The sequence below is a fragment of the Klebsiella sp. BIGb0399 genome (genome assembly GCF_003752615.1).
Classification (GTDB): Bacteria; Pseudomonadota; Gammaproteobacteria; order Enterobacterales; family Enterobacteriaceae; genus Klebsiella; species Klebsiella lignicola.
The window spans coordinates 132,955-156,361 of the sequence record NZ_RKHT01000007.1 but is presented as its reverse complement, the minus strand read 5'-3'; the positions used below and the strand labels follow the sequence as shown (position 1 = coordinate 156,361).

Genomic DNA, 23,407 nt, shown 5'->3' with positions numbered 1-23,407 from the left:
GAACTATATTTACAACCGTGCAAAGATCACAGATTGGTGCTTTAGATCGTTGGAAAAAATCGCCAAACCATGAAAGATCGGTTTTGCCAGTCGGCTCACACTTTCCGGCTGCGCAAGAGCGAACATATGATCTAAATTTTTATAAGAGTTCACTTTATGAGCGAAAAACGCATTACGGAAGAGAGCCGCTACGCTGGCCTGGCGTTAGCCGAAGAGGAGCTGGTGGCGCGCGTGGCCTGGTGTTACTACCACGATGGATTGACGCAGAACGATATTGGCGAGCGCCTGGGGCTGCCGCGCTTAAAGATCTCCCGCCTGCTGGAGAAAGGCCGCCAGTCCGGGGTGATCCGCGTGCAGATCAACTCTCGCTATGAGGGGTGCCTGGCGCTGGAAACCGAACTGCAGCAGCGTTTTGGCCTGAAGATCGCCCGGGTGCTGCCGGCGCTCAATACCCCGCCGATGAACACCCGTCTGGGGATCGGCGCGGCGCAATCGCTGATGGGCGTCCTCGAACCGGGGCAGCTGCTGGCGGTGGGTTTTGGTGAAGCGACCATGAGCTGCCTGCAGCATCTCAGCGGGTTTATCAGCTCGCAGCAGGTACGCCTGGTTACGCTCTCCGGCGGCGTCGGCCCGTATATGACCGGCATCGGCCAGCTGGACGCCGCCTGTCGCGTCAGCATTATTCCGGCACCGCTGCGGGTCTCTTCGGCCGATGTGGCAGAAATTTTACGCCGGGAGTCGAGCGTGCGGGACGTGATCCTTGCGGCAACGGCGGCAGATGCGGCGGTCGTGGGCATCGGCGCCATCGACCAGCATCGCGATGCCACGATCCTGCGCTCTGGCTACATCAGCGAAGGCGAACAGCTGATGTATGCCCGCAAAGGCGCGGTGGGCGACATTTTGGGGTATTTCCTGCAGGCCGATGGTCAGCGGGTTGAGGGGCTGGAGATTCACCGGGAATTGCTCGGGGTGACCCTCGACGAACTGGCGCAGCTGCCGACCATTGTCGGCGTTGCCGGTGGGACGGAAAAAGCGCAGGCGATTTATGCCGCCCTGGTGGGCAAACGCATCAATGGCCTGGTAACGGAAGAGACAACAGCACGCGCGGTGCTCACGCTGGCCTCCTGACGGCCCTGCGCCGCGCAACAATCGCGAGGCGCATGTCATGAGTTACCTGTTAGCGTTAGATGCCGGGACCGGCAGTATTCGGGCGGTAATTTTCGATCTCAGCGGCCGCCAGCTGGCGGTCGGCCAGGCAGAATGGAAGCACCTGAGTATCGAAAATGTGCCCGGCTCAATGGAGTTCGACCTCACCACCAACTGGCAGCTGGCCTGCCAGTGCATTCGCCAGGCGCTGGCAAACGCCCATCTCCAGGGGGCCGATATTCAGTCCGTGGCCTGCTGTTCGATGCGTGAAGGCATCGTGCTGTACGACCGTAACGGCGAGGCTATCTGGGCCTGCGCCAACGTTGATGCCCGGGCCAGCCGCGAAGTGGCGGAGCTCAAAGAGATCCACGATTTTCATTTTGAATCCGAAGTGTATGACGTCTCCGGCCAGACCCTGGCGCTGAGCGCCATGCCGCGTCTGCTGTGGCTGGCCCACCATCGCCCGGATATCTACCGCAAAGCGGCAACCATCACCATGATTAGCGACTGGCTGGCGGCAAAACTCTCCGCCGAGCTGGCCGTCGACCCGTCCAACGCCGGTACCACCGGCATGCTCGACCTGTTCAGCCGCGACTGGCGCCCGGCGCTGCTCGACATGGCGGGACTGCGCGCGGATATGCTCTCCCCGGTCAAAGAGACCGGGACGCTGCTCGGCGCGGTGACCCACGCGGCGGCGCAGCAGTGCGGCCTGCGGGCCGGCACGCCGGTAGTGATGGGCGGCGGCGATGTTCAGCTCGGCTGCCTGGGTCTTGGGGTGGTGCGCGCCGGGCAAAGCGCCGTGCTGGGCGGAACCTTCTGGCAACAGGTGGTCAACCTGCCGGAAGTACGGACCGACCCGGACATGAACATCCGCGTGAACCCGCACGTCATTCCCGGCATGGCGCAGGCGGAGTCCATCAGCTTCTTTACCGGCCTGACCATGCGCTGGTTCCGCGATGCGTTTTGCGCCGAAGAGAAGCTGGTTGCCGAGCGCCTCGGGGTGGATGCCTATTCCCTGCTGGAGGAGATGGCCAGCCGCGTACCGGCAGGCTCGCACGGCGTGATGCCAATTTTCTCCGACGCGATGCATTTCAAGCAGTGGTATCACGCCGCGCCGTCGTTTATTAACCTCTCCATCGACCCGGAGAAATGCAACAAGGCCACGCTGTTCCGCGCGCTGGAGGAGAACGCAGCCATCGTCTCCGCCTGTAATCTGGCGCAGATTTCGCGCTTTTCCGGGGTTGCCTTCGACAGTCTGGTATTCGCCGGCGGCGGCTCGAAAGGCGCCTTGTGGAGCCAGATCCTCAGCGACGTCACCGGCCTGCCGGTGCGGGTGCCGGTGGTGCGCGAAGCCACCGCGCTGGGCTGCGCCATTGCCGCCGGGACCGGCGCCGGTCTGTACCACGATATGGCGAGCGCCGGGGAAAAACTGGTGAGCTGGCATCGGGTCTTTACACCTAACCCGGCCCACCGCGAGCTGTATCAGGGGATGATGGAAAAATGGCAGTCGGTCTATGCCGACCAGCTGGGTCTGGTGGACAGCGGTCTGACCACCTCGATGTGGCAGGCGCCGGGGCTGGTTCCGCCCGTCCGGGCGCGGACGCCGTAACCTGCCTCACCCCGACGACACCGTCCACACCACAGGCGGCGCATGCTGACTCCAGCATCGCCGTTCAGCTGGCCTGCAGGATCTTTGAATCCCATCACAATCACCGCACTCTCTTTTTCCCTTTTTCCGCGCGACGGCTAAATTAGTAACTCATCCGACCACATAACAATAATGTTACATATCCGAAATCATTCAAGCTGCATGAAGGCGGCAAGGCCGTAAATCCCCAGGAGCTTACATCAGTAAGTGACTGGGGTGAGCGGGCGCAGCCAACACATATGCAGTTTGAAGTATGACGGGTATAAGAGACTGGAAGCCATTATGAGCCACTACCCGTCGTTATTCGCCCCGCTCGACCTGGGTTTCACCCAGCTGAAAAACCGCGTGCTGATGGGTTCCATGCACACCGGGTTGGAAGAACATGCCGACGGCGCAGAGCGGCTGGCGGCCTTTTACGCCGAACGCGCCCGTCACGGCGTGGCGCTGATTGTCACCGGCGGCGTGGCCCCTGCTGCTTCCGGGGTTACGATGGCAGGCGGCGCGGTGCTCGACGATGCCCACCATCTGGCACACCACCGGCAGATTACCGAAGCGGTACACCGCGAAGGCGGCAAAATCGCCCTGCAGATTCTGCATACCGGGCGCTACAGCTATCAGCCGCAGCTGGTGGCCCCGTCGGCGTTACAGGCGCCGATTAACCGCTTTACCCCGCACGCGCTGAGCCATCAGGAGATCCTGCAGCTGATCGACGATTTCGCCCGCTGCGCGCAACTGGCCCGGGAAGCCGGTTACGACGGCGTTGAAGTGATGGGTTCAGAGGGCTATTTGATTAACGAATTCCTCGCCACCCGCACCAACCAGCGTACCGATGAGTGGGGCGGCGATTATGCCCGGCGCATGCGCTTTGCCGTGGAAGTGGTGCGCGCGGTCCGCGAACGGGCCGGCCACGACTTTATTATTATCTACCGCCTGTCGATGCTCGATCTGGTGACCGACGGCAGCACGCTGGAGGAAGTCACCACGCTGGCGCAGGCCATCGAAGCGGCGGGCGCCACAATTATCAATACCGGTATCGGCTGGCACGAGGCGCGCATTCCCACCATCGCGACCCCGGTCCCGCGCGGAGCCTTCAGTTGGGTGACCCGCAAGCTCAAAGGCGCGGTGTCGATCCCGCTGGTGACCACCAACCGCATCAACGATCCTGGCGTTGCGGACGCGATCCTCGCCCACGGTGATGCCGATATGGTGTCGATGGCCCGTCCCTTCCTTGCCGATGGCGAGTTCCTGAGCAAAGCGCAAAGCGGACGGGCGGACGAGATCAACACCTGCATCGGTTGTAATCAGGCCTGCCTGGATCGGATCTTCGTCGGCAAAGTCACCTCCTGCCTGGTCAACCCGCGCGCCTGCCATGAGACCCTGATGCCGGTGACAGCAGCTCCGACACCAAAACGCCTGGCGGTGGTCGGCGCAGGCCCGGCCGGACTAGCATTTGCCGTGAATGCCGCCGCGCGCGGCCACTCTGTGACCCTGTTTGATGCACAGCAGGAAATCGGCGGTCAGTTTAATATCGCCAAACAGATCCCAGGCAAAGAGGAGTTTTACGAAACGCTGCGTTACTACCGCCGGATGCTGGATCGGCACGGCGTTAACGTACGCATCGGCGATCGGGTGACGGCGGATCGCCTGACGGCGTTCGACGAAGTGATCCTCGCCACCGGGATCGCCCCGCGGATGCCGGAGATCGACGGCATCACCCACCCGAAAGTGCTGAGCTATCTCGACGTCCTGCGTGACAAAGCGCCGGTGGGCGATAACGTGGCGATTATTGGCTGCGGCGGGATCGGTTTTGATACCGCGATGTTCCTGAGCCAGCCCGCCATCGCCACCAGCCAGAATATCGCCGAATTCTGCAAAGAATGGGGCATCGATACCAGTCTGCAGACCGCCGGCGGCCTGCGCCCGGAAGGGCCGCAGCTGGAGAAAAGTCCGCGCAAAATTGTGATGCTCCAGCGCAAGGCCAGCAAGCCTGGCGACGGTTTAGGTAAAACAACCGGCTGGATCCACCGGGCGACCTTGCTGGCGCGCGGCGTTAAGATGATCCCGGCCGTGAGCTACCAGAAGATCGATGATGAGGGGCTGCATGTGACGATCGGCGGAGAGCCGCAGGTGTTGCGCGTCGATCAGGTGGTTATCTGTGCCGGGCAGGAGCCGCGCCGCGAGCTGGCGGATCCGCTGCGTGCGGCAGGGAAAGTGGTGCATCTGATTGGCGGGTGCGATGTGGCGATGGAGCTGGATGCCCGCCGCGCCATCGCCCAGGGGACGAAGCTGGCGCTGGAGATTTAACGGGAGTTCCCGGGATTTCCAGAGATTTCCCGGGGGCGCTGCGCTTGCCCGGGCTACATGCGCTGGCTACACAGATACGGGCTACTGAGAGGAGTAGCCCGGCGGGCGGTCTGCGATTAGCGCAACTTGCGCATTTTCACCGCTTTCAGCACCACGAATTTATTGTTGGTGGCGACGGTGGTGCAGTTGCCGAAAATCTTCTTCAGCTTGTGGAAATAGTCGAGGTGACGGTTCGCCACGATGTACAGCTCGCCGTTGATCTTCAGGCAGCGGCGCGCGTGGTGGAACATCTCCCACGCGATATTGTCCGTCAGCGCATGCTTCTGGTGGAACGGCGGGTTGCACAGCACGGCGTTAAAGCGGAAAGGCTCGACGCCTGACAGGGCGTTGTTGATCATAAACTCGCAGCGATCCAGCGCGTCCGGCATGTTGGTTTCGACATTCAGGCGGCTGGAGGCGACGGCCATCGGCGACTCATCGACGAACACCACGCTGGCCTGCGGGTTTTGCTCCAGCAGCGTCAGCCCGACCACCCCGTTGCCGCAGCCCAGATCGACGATTTCGCCTTCAAGGTCTGACGGCAGGTGTTCGATAAAGAAGCGCGCGCCAATATCCAGTCCGGTACGTGAGAACACGTTCGCGTGGTTGTGGATCGTCCAGTCGGTCCCTTCCAGCTTCCAGCTTAAAGTCTGCGGCGCATCGGCAAGAGCCGGGGCGCTGAAGGTACAGTTGATCAGGCGGGCCTTTTTCCAGGCCAGGGTGGTGGTGGTCGGCCCCAGCACTTTTTCAAACAGCTCAAGGGTCGAGGTATGGATGTCACGGGCTTTTGCCCCGGCGATGATTCGGGTTTCCGGCGTCACGACCAAACGCAATGCGCGCAGCTGCTGCTCCAGCAGGGCCATGGTTTTCGGCACTTTGATCAGCACGATACCCGGCGCTTGCGGGTACTCTGCCGTGCTGTCGAGGAACTTGACGCTGGATTCTTCGATCGCGTTATGGCGTAAATTCTCACGGGTGGCGAGTTCGGTTAAATAGGAGTCGCCAATGCTGAACGGGGTATGCTCCGCCAGGGCGCAGCTCAATGCGCCAAAGGTATCATTCAGAATCAGGACCGGGCCGTTAATCTCCGTGTCATCTAACTGCTGCAGCAGATATTCATCCGCCGCTTCCCACGCCTGAAGCGGGTTGACGTCATCCGTTTCCGGAAAACGTTTCAATGTCAGTGAACGGAAACCGTTGTCTAAGTGGCTCATCGGCCCTCCTGAGTGGTAAAATTTCGGTGTTATCCCTGAAAGGGTGCGTGAGTATACCCTTTTTGCACACAAAATCATTCAGGATGCGCCGAAGCCACCTGAAAGAGGATGTGATGTTCTTCTGTCTGGAGTATTGATGAGCCAACTGACTTACCTGCAGGGCTACCCGGAGCATTTGCTTTCTCAGGTCCGCACCCTAATCGCCGAGCAACGTCTGGGCGCGGTGTTGAATAAACGCTACCCCGAAGGCCACGACGTCAATAACGATAAGGCGCTGTATCAGTACACCCAGGATCTGAAGTCGCGCTATCTGCGCGGCGCCGCGCCGATCAACAAGGTCATGTACGACAACAAAATTCACGTGCTGAATAACGCGCTCGGCCTGCATACCGCCATTTCACGGGTTCAGGGCGGCAAGCTGAAGGCCAAAGCTGAAATCCGGGTGGCGACGGTGTTCCGCGATGCGCCGGAGGCCTTTCTGCGTATGATTGTGGTCCATGAACTGGCGCACCTCAAAGAGAAAGATCACAACAAAGCCTTCTATCAGCTGTGCTGTTATATGGAGCCTCAGTACCACCAGCTGGAGTTCGATACCCGCCTGTGGCTAACGCATCTTTCGTTAAATCGTTCTGCGTAATGGCGCACTGGTTTTGTCATGCTGGCATGGTAGAGTGGCAAAAGGTCCCCTTTAACGGAGTTCGTCAACGTTTATGATACGTTTCGCTGTTGTTGGTACAAACTGGATAACCAAACAGTTTGTCGATGCCGCCCATGAAACTGGCAAGTATAAACTCACCGCAATTTACTCTCGCAGCCTTGAACAAGCCCAGGCTTTTGCGCGCGATTATCCCGTCGACCATCTGTTCACGTCGTTGGAGGATCTGGCGCAGAGCGATGCCGTTGACGCCGTGTATATTGCCAGCCCGAACTCCCTGCACTTCCCGCAAACGCAGCTGTTCCTGAGCCATAAAAAGCATGTGATTTGTGAAAAGCCGCTGGCCTCCAACATTCAGGAAGTCGAAGCCGCCATCCTTACCGCCCAGGAAAACCAGGTGGTGCTGTTCGAAGCCTTCAAAACCGCCAGCCTGCCGAATTTCCTGCTGCTGCAGCAGTCGCTCAGCAAAGTGGGCAAACTGCATAAAGCCTTTATCAACTACTGCCAGTACTCCTCCCGCTATCAGCGTTACCTTGATGGCGAGAACCCGAACACCTTCAACCCGGCGTTCTCCAACGGCTCGATCATGGATATCGGTTTTTACTGCCTGGCCTCCACCGTCGCGCTGTGGGGTGAACCGCGCGCCGTGCACGCCAGCGCCAGCCTGCTGGACAGCGGCGTCGATGCTCAGGGTACCGTGGTATTGAGCTACGCGGATTTTGACGTCACGCTGCACCACTCAAAAGTGAGCGATTCTACGCTGCCAAGCGAAATCCAGGGCGAAGCCGGTGCGCTGGTGATCGAGAAAATCTCGGAGTGCCAGAAGGTTGCTTTCATCCCCCGCGGTGGCAAAGCGCAGGATCTGACGCAGCCCCAGCACATCAATACGATGCTGTATGAGGCGGACGTTTTCGCGGATCTGGTCGAGGCCAACCAGGTGAATCACCCGGGTCTGGAAGTCAGCCGGATTACGGCCAAACTGCTCAGCGAAATTCGCCGTCAGACCGGTGTGGTATTCCCGGCGGATAATCCACAGGTGGCGTAAAAGAGTGTAAAGAGGCCGTCATCGACCATTGACGCCTCTTATGACTTGTAATATTTTGTTACGTGCAAAGGGGAGTAACTTCCTTGCCGGTGGATCGTCATTACGATGCGTGCAAAACCGCATCCGGTCGCCGGGCAATAACCAAAGCGTTCGCCTTCAGTGTGCGGTATTTTGGTTGTTGTAAGTGAGACCTTGCCGGAAGGCGAGGTCTATGCATAAACACGCAGCGGCTGCCGTCTTCCGACGTCAGCCGTTTTGTTTTTATGTAAGGAATCGAGTAATGAATACTGTCGGCACACCGTTATTGTGGGGTGGATTCGCCGTTGTCGTCGTGATCATGCTGGCCATCGATCTGTTTCTTCAGGGTCGGCGTGGCGCGCATGGCATGACCATCAAGCAGGCTGCAGGCTGGTCGATGCTTTGGGTCACCCTCTCCCTTCTCTTTAACGCCGCTTTCTGGTGGTACCTGGCGCAGACCCAGGGCCGCGAGGTTGCCGATCCTCAGGCGCTGGCTTTCCTTACCGGCTATCTGATTGAGAAAGCGCTGGCCGTTGATAACGTCTTCGTCTGGCTGATGCTGTTCAGCTACTTCGCCGTGCCGCCTGCGCTGCAGCGTCGGGTGCTGGTTTACGGTGTTCTTGGGGCGATCGTGCTGCGTACGGTGATGATCTTCGCCGGAAGCTGGCTTATCTCACAGTTCGAGTGGCTGCTCTACATCTTCGGTGCGTTCCTGCTGTTTACCGGTGTGAAAATGGCGCTGGCGAAGGAAGATGATTCCGGCATCGGCGACAAACCGCTGGTACGCTGGATCCGCAGCCACCTGCGCATGACCGATAAAATTGAAAATGAACACTTCTTCACGCGCAAGAACGGTATCCTGTTCGCTACCCCGCTGCTGCTGGTGCTGATCCTGGTGGAGTTAAGCGACGTTATCTTCGCGGTCGATAGCATCCCGGCGATTTTCGCCGTGACCACCGACCCGTTCATCGTGCTGACCTCAAACCTGTTCGCGATCCTTGGCCTGCGCGCCATGTACTTCCTGCTGGCAGGCGTGGCGGAGCGCTTCTCGATGCTGAAATATGGCCTGTCGGTGATCCTGGTGTTTATCGGTATCAAGATGCTGATCGTCGATTTCTACCACATCCCGATTGGCGTTTCGCTCGGCGTGGTGGGCGGCATTCTGACCCTGACCCTGTTGATTAACGCCTGGGTCAACATGCAGAACGACAAGAAAAAATTACAGCAATAAGCCGCAAATGGCCGGGTGAAGAGGTTTTTTGCCCGGCCAGCAACTGGCACCATGCATTATCCCTCGCTATGTCACACATTCGTTAATATATAGTTAAAAAATAAGATCTGAACGAAATAAGCAGCATTTTACGCTTCCTACCCGCCGCGCTTTCCGTATACTCGACCAGGCAAACATTTATTTACATCCGGACATAAGCGTAACAAAGAGTACGTACATGAGACGGACAGCGACATCACCACAAGGAATGCATTATGACGACACAAACTCCTTCATCGGGCCTGCTACGGCGTCTTGTTCAGGGTAGCCTGGTAAAACAAATTTTAGTGGGGCTGATTCTTGGCGTGCTGTTAGCGCTGGTGTCAAAACCGGCGGCCATTGCCGTTGGCCTGCTCGGCACGCTGTTTGTCGGCGCGTTAAAAGCCGTCGCACCGGTACTCGTATTGATGCTGGTGATGGCATCAATCGCTAACCACCAGCAGGGGCAGAAGACCAGCATCCGTCCGATTCTGTTCCTGTACCTGCTGGGGACCTTCAGCGCTGCATTAACCGCCGTGCTGTTTAGCTTTGCCTTCCCTTCCACGCTGCATCTGTCCGCTGCCGCCGGCGATATCACCCCGCCATCGGGGATCGTCGAAGTCCTGCGCGGGCTGCTGATGAGCATGGTGTCGAACCCTATTGATGCGCTGCTGAACGCCAACTATATCGGGATCCTGGTATGGGCCGTTGGCCTGGGCTTTGCGCTGCGTCACGGCAATGAGACGACCAAAAACCTGATCAACGATGTGTCCCATGCGGTGACCTTCATTGTGAAAATGGTGATTCGCTTCGCGCCGCTGGGGATTTTCGGCCTCGTCTCATCCACCCTGGCGACTACCGGCTTCTCTACGCTGTGGGGCTATGGTCAGCTGCTGGTTGTGCTTGTGGGCTGTATGCTGCTGGTGGCGCTGGTGATTAACCCGCTGCTGGTGTTCTGGAAGATCCGTCGCAACCCGTATCCGCTGGTGCTGACCTGCCTGCGTGAAAGCGGCGTGTACGCCTTCTTTACCCGCAGCTCCGCCGCCAACATCCCGGTGAATATGGCGTTGAGCGAAAAGCTGAACCTCGATCGCGATACCTACTCCGTCTCCATCCCGCTGGGTGCCACCATCAACATGGCCGGGGCCGCGATTACCATTACGGTGCTGACGCTGGCCGCCGTCCATACCATGGGTATCCCGGTGGATCTGCCGACCGCCCTGCTGCTGAGCGTCGTGGCATCGCTGTGCGCCTGTGGTGCTTCCGGCGTCGCCGGTGGCTCTCTGCTGCTGATCCCGCTGGCCTGTAACATGTTCGGCATCCCGAACGATGTCGCCATGCAGGTGGTTGCTGTGGGCTTCATCATCGGCGTTCTGCAGGACTCCTGCGAAACGGCACTGAACTCCTCTACCGACGTGCTGTTCACCGCCGCGGCCTGTATGGCTGAAGACGATCAGCTGGCGAAAAACGCGCTGCGCGATTAATCCTGCCGACCCTCTCCGCTAACGTGCGGAGGGGGTTTCTTGCATCTCTGCCACTTCCTGTTTAAACGGATCGATCCCCCGCTTTATCATGCGTCGGAAACGGATAATATTCAGACCGTTGACGATCAAAAAGCTGCCTTCAATCAGCGTTCCGCCAATCGACCCCAGCCACAGGTTATGCGTCACCCAGCAGGCGGTAGAGCACCACATGACGCAGCGAATGGTCAGCCCTTTACAGCGGAACAGGGCCCAGGTGCTGGCTACGGTGCCCACAACCGGCAACAGCTCCATCGGATGCTGTAGTTTCCCCAGCCCCAACACCAGAGTCAGCACAATAAAAATCGTCATCACCCACAGGCTACGGGTGCGCAATGAAATCAAGGTGCGCACGGCGTTCAGCCCGGCGCTCATGCCCGCCGGTATCGCCCCCATCAGAATAAAGTGCAGACCGATGATCCCGCTGTACAGCGCCAGCTGACGTTTAAAACGACCTTCGTCGCGGTGCACAAAGGTGGTGATACCGATACAAAAGGCGATGACGCCGACGCCCTGGGCAACCCAATACGCAGTCATGAAAGATCCTTTTCAGCAAAAAGAAAAAAACGGCGTTCCTGCGAAGGAGCGCCGTTTTCACGTTAACGACAAAGACCGGGGTCCCTCTCGAACCTACAAGGTGACGCCGCTCTTGAAGATCGCCAGCTCGCGGAAATCATTGCGTTCATTGCAGGTCGGTTTGCCATTCACGAACTCAACCAGGGTATCGACAAACTCTTCCAGCAGCTGCGGCATGGCTTTGCCATGAATCAACTGCCCGGCATCGAAGTCGATCCAGTGTTTCTTCTTCGCAGCAAGCTCGCTGTTGGTGGCAATTTTTACCGTCGGTACAAAACCGCCATACGGGGTACCGCGACCGGTGCTGAACAGCACCATATGACAGCCTGCGCCGGCCAGCGCGCTGGTGGCGACCGCATCGTTACCCGGTGCGCTCAGCAGGTTGAGGCCATGCACTTTCAGACGTTCGCCGTAGCGCAGGACGTCCACCACCTGGCTGGAACCCGCTTTCTGGGTGCAGCCTAATGATTTATCTTCCAGCGTGGTGATGCCCCCCGCTTTATTGCCCGGCGATGGGTTCTCGTAGATCGGCTGGTTATGCGCGATGAAGTACTGTTTAAAGTCATTGACCATGGTCACCAGCTTACCGAAGGTCTCTTCGTCGCGGCAGTGGCTCATCAGGAGCTGCTCAGCACCGAACATTTCCGGCACTTCGGTCAGCACGGTGGTGCCGCCGTTGGCGATCAGGTAATCCGAGAAACGGCCCAGCATCGGGTTCGCGGTGATCCCGGACAGGCCGTCGGATCCGCCGCACTCCAGGCCAAACTTCAGTTCGCTCAGCTTACCCGGCTCACGTTTGTCGTGGCGCATCACGTCATACAGCTGATGCAGATGCTCAAGCCCGGCTTCCACTTCGTCGTCCTGCTTCTGGCAGACCATAAAGTGGACACGCTCGGGGTCGAAATCCCCGAGGGTTTCACGGAAGGCATCCACCTGGTTGTTCTCACAGCCCAGGCCAATCACCAGCACCGCCCCGGCATTCGGGTGACGCACCATGTTTTGCAGCATGGTGCGGGTGTTCACGTGGTCATCCCCCAGCTGCGAGCAGCCGTAGGTGTGGCTGAAGAGGAACACGCCATCGGTGCCTTCCGCATCCTGGGTCTCTTTCAGGAAGCGGTTCTGGATCTGACGAGCGATACCGTTAACGCAGCCGACGGTCGGCAGGATCCACAATTCATTGCGCACCCCGACGTCACCATTCGCACGACGATAAAGCTGGACATCACGGTCTTCCGGCTGTGCCGATGGCTCGATCAGTTCCGGCTGATAGCTATACTCGTCAAGGTCGCTCAGGTTGGTCCGCGTGTTATGAGCATGAATATGCTCACCTGGCGCGATATCCGCCAGCGCGTGACCAATGGGCAGACCATACTTAATGACGTTATCTCCCTTCGCAATCGCGCGTAATGCAAACTTATGACCGCGTACAACGTCCTGGCTGAGGGTGACCGTATCACCGTCGATGGTGACCTGAGTCCCCGCAGCCATGTCAGCTAACGCGACAGCAACGTTATCCTGCGAATGGATTTTAATGTATTGCATATCAACCGGCCTCTGGTCTTAGTTCAGTTCAATAGCGAAGTAATCACGCGCATTGTTAAAGCAGATATTTTTCACCATCTCACCCAACAGCTGGATATCCGCTGGCGCTTCGCCGGCTTCAACCCAGCGGCCAATCATCTGGCACAGAATGCGACGGAAATATTCATGACGGGTGTAGGACAGGAAGCTGCGGCTGTCGGTTAACATCCCGACGAAACGGCTCAGCAGGCCGAGCTGTGCCAGCTGGGTCATCTGACGTTCCATCCCGTCTTTCTGATCGTTGAACCACCAGCCGGAGCCGAACTGCATCTTGCCCGGCATCCCTTCGCCCTGGAAGTTGCCGATCATGGTGCCCAGCACTTCGTTATCGCGCGGGTTCAGGCAGTAAAGAATGGTTTTCGGCAGCAGGTTCTCTTCATTCTGCTTGCTCAGCAGCTTCGACAGCTCTTCCGCCATCGGGCGGTCGTTGATGGAGTCAAAGCCCACATCTGGCCCCAGCAGTTTGAACTGACGCAGGTTATTGTTGCGCAGTGCGCCGATATGGTACTGCTGCACCCAGCCGCGACGGGCATATTCAGCCCCGAGGAAGACCAGCACCGCCGTTTTAAACTGCGCCACTTCCTGTTCGTTCAGCGCCGCGCCGGAGAGGCGACGGGCCAGAATGCTGTCCAGTTCCGCTTCGCTGGCTTCAGCAAACAGCACCACGTCGAGCGCGTGGTCAGACACTTTACAGCCGTGAGCGGCGAAGTGATCCAGGCGTTTCGTCAGCGCGGACTGCAGATCGGCAAAGCGGCGAATGTCGGTATCAGACACTTCACCCAGCTTCGCCATGTAGTCGTTGAACGTCGCCTGTTCGATGTTGAAGGCTTTATCCGGGCGCCAGCTTGGCAGCACTTTGGTTTTGAAGGTGGTCACTTTGGCCACCGCCGCGTGATGTTCCAGCGAATCGATCGGATCGTCGGTGGTACCGACCATTTTGACGTTCATCTGGGTCATGATCCCGCGGGCAGAGAAGCGGTCCTGAGCCAGCAGGTCGTTGCACTGATCCCAGATAGCCCCCGCAGTTTGCGGCGATAACAGCTGACCGGTAATACCAAACGGACGGCGCAGTTCCAGGTGCGTCCAGTGATACAGCGGGTTGCCGATGGTATGCGGTACGGTGGCGGCCCAGGCGTCAAACTTCTCGCGGTCCGAGGCATCGCCGGTACACAGGCGCTCAGCCACGCCGTTGGTGCGCATCGCGCGCCACTTGTAGTGGTCGCCTTTCAGCCAGATGTCATACAGGTTTTTAAAACGGTAATCGTCGGCAATCTGCTGCGGCGGAAGGTGGCAATGATAGTCGAAAATCGGCTGATCTTTGGCGTAATCATGGTACAGACGACGAGCAAACTCGGTATCAAGCAGAAAATCTTCGGTCATAAACGCTGTCATTTTCATTTCCTCTTCGCTCCCCTTGAGGAGCCGTTCAGATGATTGACTCTATGCTGACAAAGTTATCACACCAATTTCTACAGGCCGAAATCTTTTTCGTGAGTTAGATCAATAAACGCTGACAAAAAAAGTACTCACTCCGGAGTAAACACCGCTGCAAGCCGCGCCAGTACTGGCTTCTTCCGCAGGGAATAATACCCCCATAAACTTTCCCACTTTTGTGACAGCACTCAACTTTTAAAGTTGTATGACAAGTTATCGTTCTGCCGTCGCAACATATAAACCGTTGGAATGATTTCGCGATGATTTATCTCATCGCATTGACCGGTATGGATACCGAATTAAGCAAAACAACTGATGGCAAGGTTCGGGCCATATGGGTTAATCCCCCTGAGCCCTCCGTTTCTCCTTCTCAACCCCGGTGACAGGGTTTGAAGATGGCCGCACTCGCTGCGGAGATAAAACAAACGATGAGGTTTTACATGCGTAAAATTAAAGGGTTACGTTGGTATATGATTGCACTGGTGACCATGGGCACCGTGCTGGGCTACCTGACGCGTAACACTGTGGCTGCGGCTGCGCCGACTCTGATGGAAGAGTTACACATCTCCACCCAACAGTATTCCTATATCATCGCAGCTTATTCAGCTGCTTATACCGTCATGCAGCCCGTTGCGGGCTACGTTCTTGATGTCCTGGGGACGAAAATCGGTTACGCCTTCTTCGCGATTGCCTGGGCTATTTTCTGTGGCTCCACGGCGCTGGCGGGCAGCTGGGGTGGATTAGCGTTGGCACGTGGCGCCGTCGGTGCGGCAGAAGCCGCGATGATCCCGGCAGGCCTGAAGGCCAGCTCTGAGTGGTTCCCGGCAAAAGAACGTTCTATTGCCGTAGGCTACTTCAACGTCGGCTCCTCTATCGGCGCAATGATTGCTCCGCCGCTGGTGGTCTGGGCTATCGTGATGCACAGCTGGCAGATGGCGTTCATCATTTCCGGCGTCTTAAGCTTTATCTGGGCGATGGCATGGCTGGTATTCTACAAACACCCGCGCGACCAGAAAAAATTAACCACCGAAGAACGTGACTACATTATTGGTGGTCAGGAATCTCAGCATCAGACCAATAACGGCAAGAAAATGTCTCCGTGGCAGATTCTGCGCAACCGCCAGTTCTGGGGCATCGCCCTGCCGCGTTTCCTGGCTGAGCCAGCCTGGGGTACCTTTAACGCCTGGATCCCGCTGTTCATGTTCAAAGTCTACGGCTTTAACCTGAAAGAAATCGCGATGTTCGCCTGGATGCCGATGCTGTTTGCTGACCTGGGTTGTATTATCGGGGGTTACCTGCCGCCGCTGTTCCAGCGCTGGTTTGGTGTGAACCTGATTGTATCCCGTAAAATGGTGGTCACCATGGGCGCCCTGCTGATGATTGGCCCTGGGATGATCGGCCTGTTCACCAGCCCGTTCGTTGCTATCGCCCTGCTGTGCGTCGGTGGCTTCGCTCACCAGGCCCTGTCCGGTGCGCTGATTACGCTCTCTTCCGACGTGTTTGGCCGTAACGAAGTGGCAACCGCCAACGGTCTGACCGGTATGGCGGCATGGATGGCAAGTACCATGTTTGCTCTGGTGGTCGGTGCGCTGGCCGATACCATTGGTTTCAGCCCGCTGTTTGCCGTACTGGCGGTCTTCGACCTGTTGGGCGCCGTCGTCATCTGGACCGTGCTGAAGAACAAACCAGCCGATGACGACTCTCCCTCGCTCAAAACGAGTAAACCGGCGACGCAGAGCTAGTTGTCATACTGATTGAGTTGTTCACCAGGCCGCCTTCTTACAGGCGGCTTTTTCATGTCTTACAGTGGTGAGATGGGCGTAAAAGTGGTATAACAAATCCAATATTGTCGCCATCTTCCGGGAGTGAATATGGAAATCACAGAACCGCGTCGTTTGTATCAGCAGCTTGCCGCTGAGCTCAAGGCGCGTATTGAGCAAGGCGTCTACCTTGTGGGCGATAAACTGCCTGCAGAACGGTTTATCGCCGACGAGAAAAGCGTCAGCCGCACCGTGGTTCGCGAAGCCATTATCATGCTGGAAGTGGAAGGCTATGTTGAAGTCCGTAAAGGCTCAGGCATCCACGTTATCTCCAACCACCCGAAATACCAGCAGGCCATTGATGAGAACCTGGAGTTCGCCAGCTATGGTCCGTTTGAACTGCTGCAGGCGCGTCAGCTGATTGAAAGTAACATCGCTGAGTTCGCCGCCACCCAGGTGACCAAGCAGGACATCATGAAACTGATGGAGATCCAGGAGAAATCGCGCAAAGAGAAGTCGTACCGCGATTCTGAGTGGGATCTGCTGTTTCACGTCCAGGTCGCGCTGGCGACGCAGAATACTGCCCTCGCGGCTATCGTCGAAAAAATGTGGACCCAGCGCGTGCATAACCCGTACTGGAAAAAACTGCATGATCACATTGACCTGCGCACCGTGGATAACTGGTGCGACGATCATGACGAAATCCTCAAGGCCTTGATTCGCAAAGATCCGCACGCGGCAAAACTGGCAATGTGGCAGCATCTGGAAAACACCAAGCTGATGCTGTTCAACGAAACCAGCGATGATTTTGAATTCAACGCCGATCGTTATCTGTTTGCCGATAATCCTGTTGTTCACCTCGATACGGCGACCAACAGCGTAAAATAAGCGATTATCCGCCTGTCGGGCAGGCCGTCTGCGCCTGCCTGTTCCCGCGTTTGGGTAAGCAAACATATATAGTGTCAGCCTGTGTAAAGACACTCGCCACCCGCCATTGCAATCAGCAAAATCAATGCGCAACAAACTGCAATTTTTCTGACGAAAAGTCGGTGCCTTTGTTACAATTAGATGCATTTTGTCGCTCTGAGAGTTAGCTTTTGCTGGCTTCACTTTTGAACAAGGAACCGTTCAGAACGCATGAGCAGCGGCCATAATCTAATAAGAATCCAGGTCGCTACCGCGTTCAGACATATCGTTAACCGATGTACCAGGAATCGTGAATGGAACTATTAACCCAATTGTTGAATGCTCTGTGGAGCCAGGATTACGAAACCCTCGCCAATCCCTCCATGATTGGCATGCTGTATTTTGTCTTATTTATGATTTTGTTCCTTGAGAACGGCCTGCTTCCTGCCGCCTTCTTACCCGGTGACAGCCTGCTGGTGCTGGTCGGCGTGCTGATTGCCAAAGGGGCGATGGGTTTTCCGGAAACGCTGCTTCTCCTGACCACCGCCGCCAGCCTGGGCTGTTGGCTCAGCTATATCCAGGGGCGCTGGCTTGGTAATACGCGAATAGTCCAAAACTGGCTGTCACATTTGCCGTCGCACTACCACCAGCGTGCGCATCACCTGTTCCACAAGCACGGGCTCTCCGCGCTGTTGATTGGCCGCTTTATTGCGTTCGTACGTACGCTGCTACCCACCATCGCCGGGCTGTCCGGTCTGAATAATGCCCGTTTTCAGTTCTTTAACTGGATGAGCGGCCTGCTGTGGGTGCTGATTCTGACCACCCTGGGCTATCTGCTGGGTAAAACGCCGGTCTTCCTGAAGTATGAAGATCAGCTGATGTCCTGCCTGATGCTGCTGCCGGTGGTGCTGCTGGTGTTTGGTCTGGTCGGTTCGTTAGTTGTCCTGTGGAAGAAAAAACACAGTAGTCGGGGATGAAGATGGTCAAAAAAAGCCTCTCTCTGCGCCAGATTGGCTGGATGCTGGGCGGCTCTGTGCTTCTGTGCGCCCTGTTCTGGCTCTGGCTTGCTGTCCAACAGCAGGAATCCACCCTGGCGATCCACCCTGTCACCCAGGGTGTTGGCATGCCGGACGGCTTCTCCGTCTGGCATCATCTCGACGCCAACGGCATTCGCTTTAAAAGCATTACCCCTCAAAAAGACGGGCTGTTGATTAAGTTCGACTCCAGCGAGCAAAGCATCGCGGCAAAAGAAGTGCTGGGCCGCGCCCTGCCGCACGGTTATATTATTGCTTTGCTTGAGGATGAAAATACGCCAACAGCATGGCTCTCTCGCCTGCGCGACGTCCCTCATAGATTCGGATAATTACCAAAATTCTGAATATTTTCACACAGTTTGGTGAAATCTCGTTTTACTTACTATGCTTAAGATTGCGGGAGCCGCCGGGCTGACGTTTATCGACTGGATCGGGCATATCTCCCGGATATGCCCTTACACAATGGAAGGTAGCATTCATGAAATACCACGTCGTTCTGCTGCTGGTGATGGGTTCGCTGAGCGCCAGCGCCTTTGCCAACTCCCCGTGTCAGGAAAAAGAGCAGGATATCAAGCGTGAGATCACCTACGCTGAAAAACACCACAATCAGAACCGCATTGACGGCCTGAACAAAGCGCTTAGTGAAGTCAGAGCACACTGCAATGACGGTCAGCTCAAGGCCGATCATCAGCAAAAAATCGCCAAACAGCGGGAAGAAGTGGCTGAACGCCAGCGCGACCTGCAGGAAGCCCGGCAGAAAGGCGACAAGGATAAAATCAGCAAGCGTCAGAGCAAGCTTGATGAAGCGCAACAAGAGCTGAAAACGCTGGAGTCGCGTGATTACTAATCCGTAATTTCTTACGTATATGGAACCACTCCACAGGAGAGAAAGATGCCTAAAGACAACGTTGCAGACGATCTGCGTGCCGAACTGAAAACGCTGGCGGATACCCTGGAAGAAGTGCTGAACTCCTCAGCGGATAAGTCAAAAGAAGAAGTGGGCAAACTGCGTAGTAAAGCGGAAAGCGCGCTGAAAGAGAGCCGCGTTCGCTTGGGTGAAACCAGCGACGCCATCGTCAGACAAACCCGTGAAACCGCTGCTCGCGCCGACGACTATGTCCGCGAAAATCCGTGGACCGGTGTCGGGATTGGCGCAGCCGTCGGGCTGGTGCTGGGTGTCCTGCTGACGCGTCGTTAATTATGGCGGATACTCAACACACGCAAGGCCCAGGCAAGAGCGTTTTCGGTATTGGTCAGCGGATAGTTAGCCTGCTGGTCGAAATGCTGGAAACACGCCTGCGCCTGGTGGTCGTGGAGCTGGAAGAAGAGAAAGCCAATCTCTTCCAGCTGTTCCTTATGCTGGGACTGACGCTGCTGTTTGCCGCCTTTGGCCTGATGAGCCTGCTGGTGCTGATTATCTGGGCCATCGATCCGCAATACCGGCTGAACGTCATGATTGCCACCACCGCCGTACTGCTGCTCAGCTCGCTGATAGGCGGGATCTGGACGCTACGCAAAGCCCGTCGTTCGACGTTCCTGCGCATGACGCGCAAAGAGCTGGCCGAAGACCGGGCGCTGCTGGAGGACGATCGGTCATGAGCAATAAGCAGGAACGTGAACGGCAAAAAGCGCTGCTGCTGCGCCAGATCCAACAACAACGGCTGGATTTAAGCGCCAGCCGTCGTGACTGGCTTGAGGCCACCGCACCGATCGATCGCGGCTGGCAGACGTTCCAGCATCTTCGCTCATGGGCGATGGTCGGCAGCGGTATCATGGCGGTGTGGTCAGTGCGCCATCCGCGGTTTTTACTGCGCTGGACGAAACGGGGCGTCGGCCTCTGGAGCACCTGGCGTATGGTCAAACGTCTGATGCGCCAGCCATCCACTCACTGATCCCCCCTCAGGCGCACCAGCGCCGCTGTACGGCTGATACACCTCATAATCCCTGACGTTCTTTCTCTGTGCCAGCGGGTAGCCGCTGCGTGCAGATACGTTCATTTGGCCTTCCCCTCACCTCTTACTCAGATTCTTTGATAAAGATCTACAGTTTTCCTTGCTAACAATTACTCCAGTGCCTCGCTAATATTCACTCCATCGACAGCAAGCCCGCGTAACTACGCAGGATTGCACTAAAAAACAAAATCGCCGCCCTTTGGGTTTACTGGAGTAAGAAATGAAAAAATTAGAAGATGTTGGTGTACTGGTAGCGCGTATTCTGATGCCAATCCTGTTCATCACCGCAGGGTGGGGAAAAATTACCGGTTATGCGGGCACGCAACAGTATATGGAAGCCATGGGCGTACCGGGCGCACTGCTGCCGTTAACCATTCTTCTGGAGTTCGGCGGCGGTCTGGCAATCCTGTTCGGTTTCCTGACCCGTACCACCGCGCTGTTCACCGCAGGCTTTACTCTGCTGACCGCGTTCCTGTTCCACAGCAACTTTGCTGAAGGCGTGAACTCGCTGATGTTCATGAAAAACCTGACAATTGCAGGCGGCTTCCTGCTGCTGGCTATCACCGGTCCAGGCGCATTCAGCATCGACCGCGTGCTGAATAAAAAGTGGTAAGCGCACTATACCCTAAATAATTCGAGTTGCTTGTAGGCGGCAAGGCCGTAGGGTGAGCCTCATCATCAATGAGGCTCATAATCCCCAGAAGCTTGCTGAAGTCAGTGACTGGGCACCCAGGCAACTTGCAGGATGAAGGGTATATACTGAGTGAACAATAAAGCGAGGAGACATCTCCTCGCTTTTGCTATCTGAAGTCTGAAGGAGGAGAGAATGGGACAATTAATCGATGGCGTCTGGCAGGATACCTGGTATGACACCGCATCCACCGGCGGACGTTTCAAGCGCTCGGTGTCGGCATTTCGCAACTGGCTGACCGCCGATGGCGCGCCAGGCCTCTCCGGTAGCGGTGGTTTTGCTGCCGAAAAAGACCGCTATCATCTGTACGTTTCCCTTGCCTGTCCGTGGGCGCACCGCACGCTGATCATGCGTAAGCTTAAAGGACTGGACCCGTTTATTTCCGTCTCGGTAGTTCACCCCCTGATGCTGGAAAACGGCTGGACCTTCGCTCACGATTTCCCCGACGCGACCGGCGATTCACTGTATCAACACGACTTTCTCTATCAGCTCTATCTGCACGCCGATCCGCACTATACCGGGCGCGTGACGGTGCCGGTATTGTGGGATAAAAAGCAAAACACCATCGTCAGCAACGAATCGGCGGATATCATCCGTATGTTCAATGGCGCTTTCGACGAGCTGGGGGCCACAGCCGGCGATTACTACCCGCCAGCCCTGCGTGAAACCATCGATGAGCTGAACGGTTGGATCTACGACAACGTCAATAATGGGGTCTACAAAGCCGGATTCGCAACCAGCCAGCAGGCGTACGATGAGGCAGTAACGGCGGTATTTGAGTCACTCGATCGCCTGGAGAAGATCCTTGGCGAGCACCGCTACCTGACCGGTAATCAGCTCACGGAAGCCGATATTCGTCTGTGGACTACCCTCGTGCGTTTCGACCCGGTCTACGTGACCCACTTTAAGTGCGATAAACACCGCATCAGCGATTACCCCAATCTGTATGGTTTCCTGCGCGATATCTACCAGATGCCGGGCATCGCAGAGACGGTGAATTTTGCCCATATCCGCAACCACTACTATCGCAGCCATAAAACGATCAACCCCACCGGAATTATCTCCGTCGGCCCGCCGCAGGATCTCAGCGAACCGCACGGCCGGGATCGGCTCTTCAGCTAAACATTCAGGCGCCCGCTGCGGCGCCTGATATTTCATCTGGTGAATATATTTACCCGCCTTCCATTCACGGCTATTCTTATTTCGATCGCTTAGAAAACAAGTGATTGACCGTTAATCGAGGCGTAAAAATGGACTGGTATTTAAAAGTACTGAAAAACTATATTGGATTTGGTGGCCGCGCTCGGCGCAAAGAGTACTGGATGTTTATTCTGGTCAACATCATTCTGACCGTTGTCCTGGGTATCATCGACAAGATGTTAGGCTGGCAGCGCGCGGGTGGGGAAGGCATCCTGACGACGATTTATGGCGTGCTGGTCTTCCTGCCATGGTGGGCGGTGCAGTTTCGCCGTCTGCACGACACCGATCGCTCAGCGTGGTGGCTATTGCTGATGCTGATCCCGGTCATTGGCTGGCTGGTTATCCTGGTGTTCAACTGCCAGAACGGCACGCCGGGAGCGAACCGTTTCGGGCCGGAACCTAAAACGTCATCCTTATAATGACTGCGCTCCTTCTGCGGCAGGAGCGCACCGTCAACTTACTTCCTGGCAAACAGCTTCGGGATCTCTCGCAGACACCATGATTTCGCTTCGCCCATGCTATCGCGGCGCCACGCCATGATAATGTCGATCTCATTGGTATATTCCGGGCTGACTACCCGTAAGCGCCCTTCGGCAATGTCCTGCTCAACCAGCGGATAGGGCATCGTCGCCACGCCTAAACCCGCCAACAGCGCCTGCCGCTTATCTTCAATGGTACTCACCGTCAGACGCGGCTGTTTATCGAGTAATTGCACCGTCAGCACCGGACGTTCACGGGCGGTATCCGCCACCGCAACGCCGCGATACTTAACCCGCGTGACTTCAGAAAGTGGCTCAGGCTCCTGATGGATCGGGTGATCCGGCGCGGCAACGTAGACGTTCATCACCGAATAGAGCTTGCGGGAGTTAATCTCCGACGAGGAGCGAAAATGCATATCCGGCGCCACGACGATATCCGCCCGCCCCTGCTCCAGCCGCTCCCATGCCCCGGCCAGCACTTCGGTTATCACCGACAGCTGGGTATTGGATTTGGTCGCCAGCTTTTCAATCAGCGGGAAGAAATCCTGCGTCGGGACCAGCGCTTCGGTCACGATGGTCAGATGCGTTTCCCAGCCGCGCGAGAGGGCTTCGGCATCGGTGGTGAGCTTATCTGCCGCTTCCAGCAGCACTCGCCCACGCTCCAGCAACATGCGACCAACGTTAGTGAATTTTGTCCGATGACCTGAGCGGTCAAACAGCACCACATCCAGTTCCTCTTCCAGCTTTTGCATCGTGTAGCTAAGGGCGGAGGGCACCCGACCGAGCTCGTCAGCCGCAGCAGCAAAGCTCCCACGCCTGTCGATAGCGTCCATTACACGTAACGCTTCCAGCGTTAATGCTCTCTCTTTAGCCATAAGACTCTCATTCAGGAAATTTGAACATACCAGGCAGAATATCTGGCTAACAATACAGCGTCCATACCTTTACCATTGATT

The 23,407-nt window shown here is 56.9% G+C and carries 23 protein-coding genes; 18 read left to right on the top strand and 5 right to left on the bottom strand.

Translation table 11 applies throughout. The annotated features are described in order from the left end of the window. Positions 1 to 156: 156 nt before the first annotated feature. The 3 genes from lsrR to EDF82_RS15310 all read left to right on the top strand — a co-directional run bounded on the left by lsrR (position 157) and on the right by EDF82_RS15310 (position 5,098). Entirely contained in the window at positions 157 to 1,128 is a 972-nt protein-coding gene (gene lsrR, locus EDF82_RS15320; protein ID WP_123756391.1) for a transcriptional regulator LsrR, read from the top strand. A 37-nt stretch (positions 1,129 to 1,165) separates the two neighbouring features. Beyond that, on the top strand, positions 1,166 to 2,755 hold the full coding sequence (lsrK, locus tag EDF82_RS15315) for an autoinducer-2 kinase (RefSeq protein WP_123756390.1): 1,590 nt from the start codon (positions 1,166 to 1,168) through the stop codon (positions 2,753 to 2,755). A 321-nt stretch (positions 2,756 to 3,076) separates the two neighbouring features. Then, positions 3,077 to 5,098 (top strand): NADPH-dependent 2,4-dienoyl-CoA reductase, encoded by a 2,022-nt coding sequence (locus EDF82_RS15310; RefSeq protein ID WP_123756389.1) that lies wholly within the window; start codon positions 3,077 to 3,079, stop codon positions 5,096 to 5,098. Positions 5,099 to 5,214: 116 nt separating this feature from the next. Here EDF82_RS15310 and rlmG read toward each other — a convergent pair whose 3' ends face one another. Continuing rightward, positions 5,215 to 6,351, bottom strand: a complete 1,137-nt coding sequence (gene rlmG, locus EDF82_RS15305) for a 23S rRNA (guanine(1835)-N(2))-methyltransferase RlmG (protein WP_123756388.1) — start codon at positions 6,349 to 6,351, stop codon at positions 5,215 to 5,217. Between the two features lie 136 nt (positions 6,352 to 6,487). On the opposite strand from rlmG, the gene EDF82_RS15300 reads away from it, so the two are divergent. From EDF82_RS15300 to sstT, 4 genes are all read left to right on the top strand, one after another. After that, positions 6,488 to 6,988 carry a M48 family metallopeptidase gene (locus tag EDF82_RS15300; protein WP_123756387.1) on the top strand — a complete coding sequence of 167 codons (501 nt, stop codon included), beginning with the start codon at positions 6,488 to 6,490 and terminating at the stop codon, positions 6,986 to 6,988. A 73-nt stretch (positions 6,989 to 7,061) separates the two neighbouring features. Beyond that, entirely contained in the window at positions 7,062 to 8,051 is a 990-nt protein-coding gene (locus tag EDF82_RS15295; protein WP_123756386.1) for a Gfo/Idh/MocA family protein, read from the top strand. A gap of 280 nt (positions 8,052 to 8,331) precedes the next feature. After that, positions 8,332 to 9,300 (top strand): TerC family protein, encoded by a 969-nt coding sequence (locus tag EDF82_RS15290; protein ID WP_123756385.1) that lies wholly within the window; start codon positions 8,332 to 8,334, stop codon positions 9,298 to 9,300. A 254-nt stretch (positions 9,301 to 9,554) separates the two neighbouring features. After that, on the top strand, positions 9,555 to 10,802 hold the full coding sequence (sstT, locus tag EDF82_RS15285) for a serine/threonine transporter SstT (protein ID WP_123756384.1): 1,248 nt from the start codon (positions 9,555 to 9,557) through the stop codon (positions 10,800 to 10,802). 18 nt (positions 10,803 to 10,820) lie between these two features. Here sstT and EDF82_RS15280 read toward each other — a convergent pair whose 3' ends face one another. The 3 genes from EDF82_RS15280 to uxaC form a co-directional block, all read right to left on the bottom strand. Further along, entirely contained in the window at positions 10,821 to 11,375 is a 555-nt protein-coding gene (locus tag EDF82_RS15280) for a YgjV family protein (RefSeq protein WP_123756383.1), read from the bottom strand. Positions 11,376 to 11,468: 93 nt separating this feature from the next. Beyond that, positions 11,469 to 12,956, bottom strand: coding sequence for a UxaA family hydrolase (locus EDF82_RS15275; RefSeq protein WP_123756382.1), 1,488 nt, complete (start codon positions 12,954 to 12,956; stop codon positions 11,469 to 11,471). 18 nt (positions 12,957 to 12,974) lie between these two features. After that, positions 12,975 to 14,387, bottom strand: coding sequence for a glucuronate isomerase (gene uxaC, locus EDF82_RS15270; RefSeq protein ID WP_123756381.1), 1,413 nt, complete (start codon positions 14,385 to 14,387; stop codon positions 12,975 to 12,977). Between the two features lie 482 nt (positions 14,388 to 14,869). Here uxaC and EDF82_RS15265 point away from each other — a divergent pair, with 482 nt between their 5' ends. From EDF82_RS15265 to EDF82_RS15215, 11 genes are all read left to right on the top strand, one after another. Then, positions 14,870 to 16,171, top strand: a complete 1,302-nt coding sequence (locus EDF82_RS15265) for an MFS transporter (protein ID WP_123756380.1) — start codon at positions 14,870 to 14,872, stop codon at positions 16,169 to 16,171. A 129-nt stretch (positions 16,172 to 16,300) separates the two neighbouring features. After that, positions 16,301 to 17,077: a transcriptional regulator ExuR gene (gene exuR / locus EDF82_RS15260; RefSeq protein ID WP_123756379.1), complete on the top strand. Its 777-nt coding sequence runs from the start codon at positions 16,301 to 16,303 to the stop codon at positions 17,075 to 17,077. 332 nt (positions 17,078 to 17,409) lie between these two features. After that, complete coding sequence (yqjA, locus tag EDF82_RS15255) at positions 17,410 to 18,072, top strand: DedA family general envelope maintenance protein YqjA (protein ID WP_123756378.1); 663 nt, start codon at positions 17,410 to 17,412, stop codon at positions 18,070 to 18,072. Positions 18,073 to 18,074: 2 nt separating this feature from the next. Beyond that, on the top strand, positions 18,075 to 18,458 hold the full coding sequence (mzrA, locus tag EDF82_RS15250; protein WP_123756929.1) for an EnvZ/OmpR regulon moderator MzrA: 384 nt from the start codon (positions 18,075 to 18,077) through the stop codon (positions 18,456 to 18,458). Positions 18,459 to 18,607: 149 nt separating this feature from the next. Next, positions 18,608 to 18,976 (top strand): DUF1090 domain-containing protein, encoded by a 369-nt coding sequence (locus EDF82_RS15245; protein ID WP_123756377.1) that lies wholly within the window; start codon positions 18,608 to 18,610, stop codon positions 18,974 to 18,976. Positions 18,977 to 19,021: 45 nt separating this feature from the next. Continuing rightward, on the top strand, positions 19,022 to 19,327 hold the full coding sequence (locus tag EDF82_RS15240) for a YqjD family protein (protein WP_123756376.1): 306 nt from the start codon (positions 19,022 to 19,024) through the stop codon (positions 19,325 to 19,327). A 2-nt stretch (positions 19,328 to 19,329) separates the two neighbouring features. Continuing rightward, a complete protein-coding gene (locus EDF82_RS15235) occupies positions 19,330 to 19,728 on the top strand; it encodes a phage holin family protein (protein ID WP_123756375.1) in 399 nt (132 codons plus the stop codon). Beyond that, complete coding sequence (locus tag EDF82_RS15230) at positions 19,725 to 20,021, top strand: YqjK-like family protein (RefSeq protein ID WP_123756374.1); 297 nt, start codon at positions 19,725 to 19,727, stop codon at positions 20,019 to 20,021. The genes EDF82_RS15235 and EDF82_RS15230 overlap by 4 nt, the downstream gene beginning before the upstream one ends. A 280-nt stretch (positions 20,022 to 20,301) precedes the next feature. Continuing rightward, the gene (locus tag EDF82_RS15225) at positions 20,302 to 20,694 is read left to right on the top strand and encodes a DoxX family protein (RefSeq protein WP_004867955.1); all 393 of its coding nucleotides are present in this window, start codon (positions 20,302 to 20,304) and stop codon (positions 20,692 to 20,694) included. A gap of 213 nt (positions 20,695 to 20,907) precedes the next feature. After that, positions 20,908 to 21,894 carry a glutathione S-transferase family protein gene (locus EDF82_RS15220; protein ID WP_123756373.1) on the top strand — a complete coding sequence of 329 codons (987 nt, stop codon included), beginning with the start codon at positions 20,908 to 20,910 and terminating at the stop codon, positions 21,892 to 21,894. 128 nt (positions 21,895 to 22,022) lie between these two features. Then, the gene (locus tag EDF82_RS15215; RefSeq protein WP_123756372.1) at positions 22,023 to 22,391 is read left to right on the top strand and encodes a DUF805 domain-containing protein; all 369 of its coding nucleotides are present in this window, start codon (positions 22,023 to 22,025) and stop codon (positions 22,389 to 22,391) included. Positions 22,392 to 22,429: 38 nt separating this feature from the next. On the opposite strand, the gene EDF82_RS15210 is transcribed toward EDF82_RS15215, so the two are convergent. Then, the gene (locus tag EDF82_RS15210) at positions 22,430 to 23,326 is read right to left on the bottom strand and encodes a LysR family transcriptional regulator (protein WP_123756371.1); all 897 of its coding nucleotides are present in this window, start codon (positions 23,324 to 23,326) and stop codon (positions 22,430 to 22,432) included. Positions 23,327 to 23,407 lie beyond the last annotated feature (81 nt).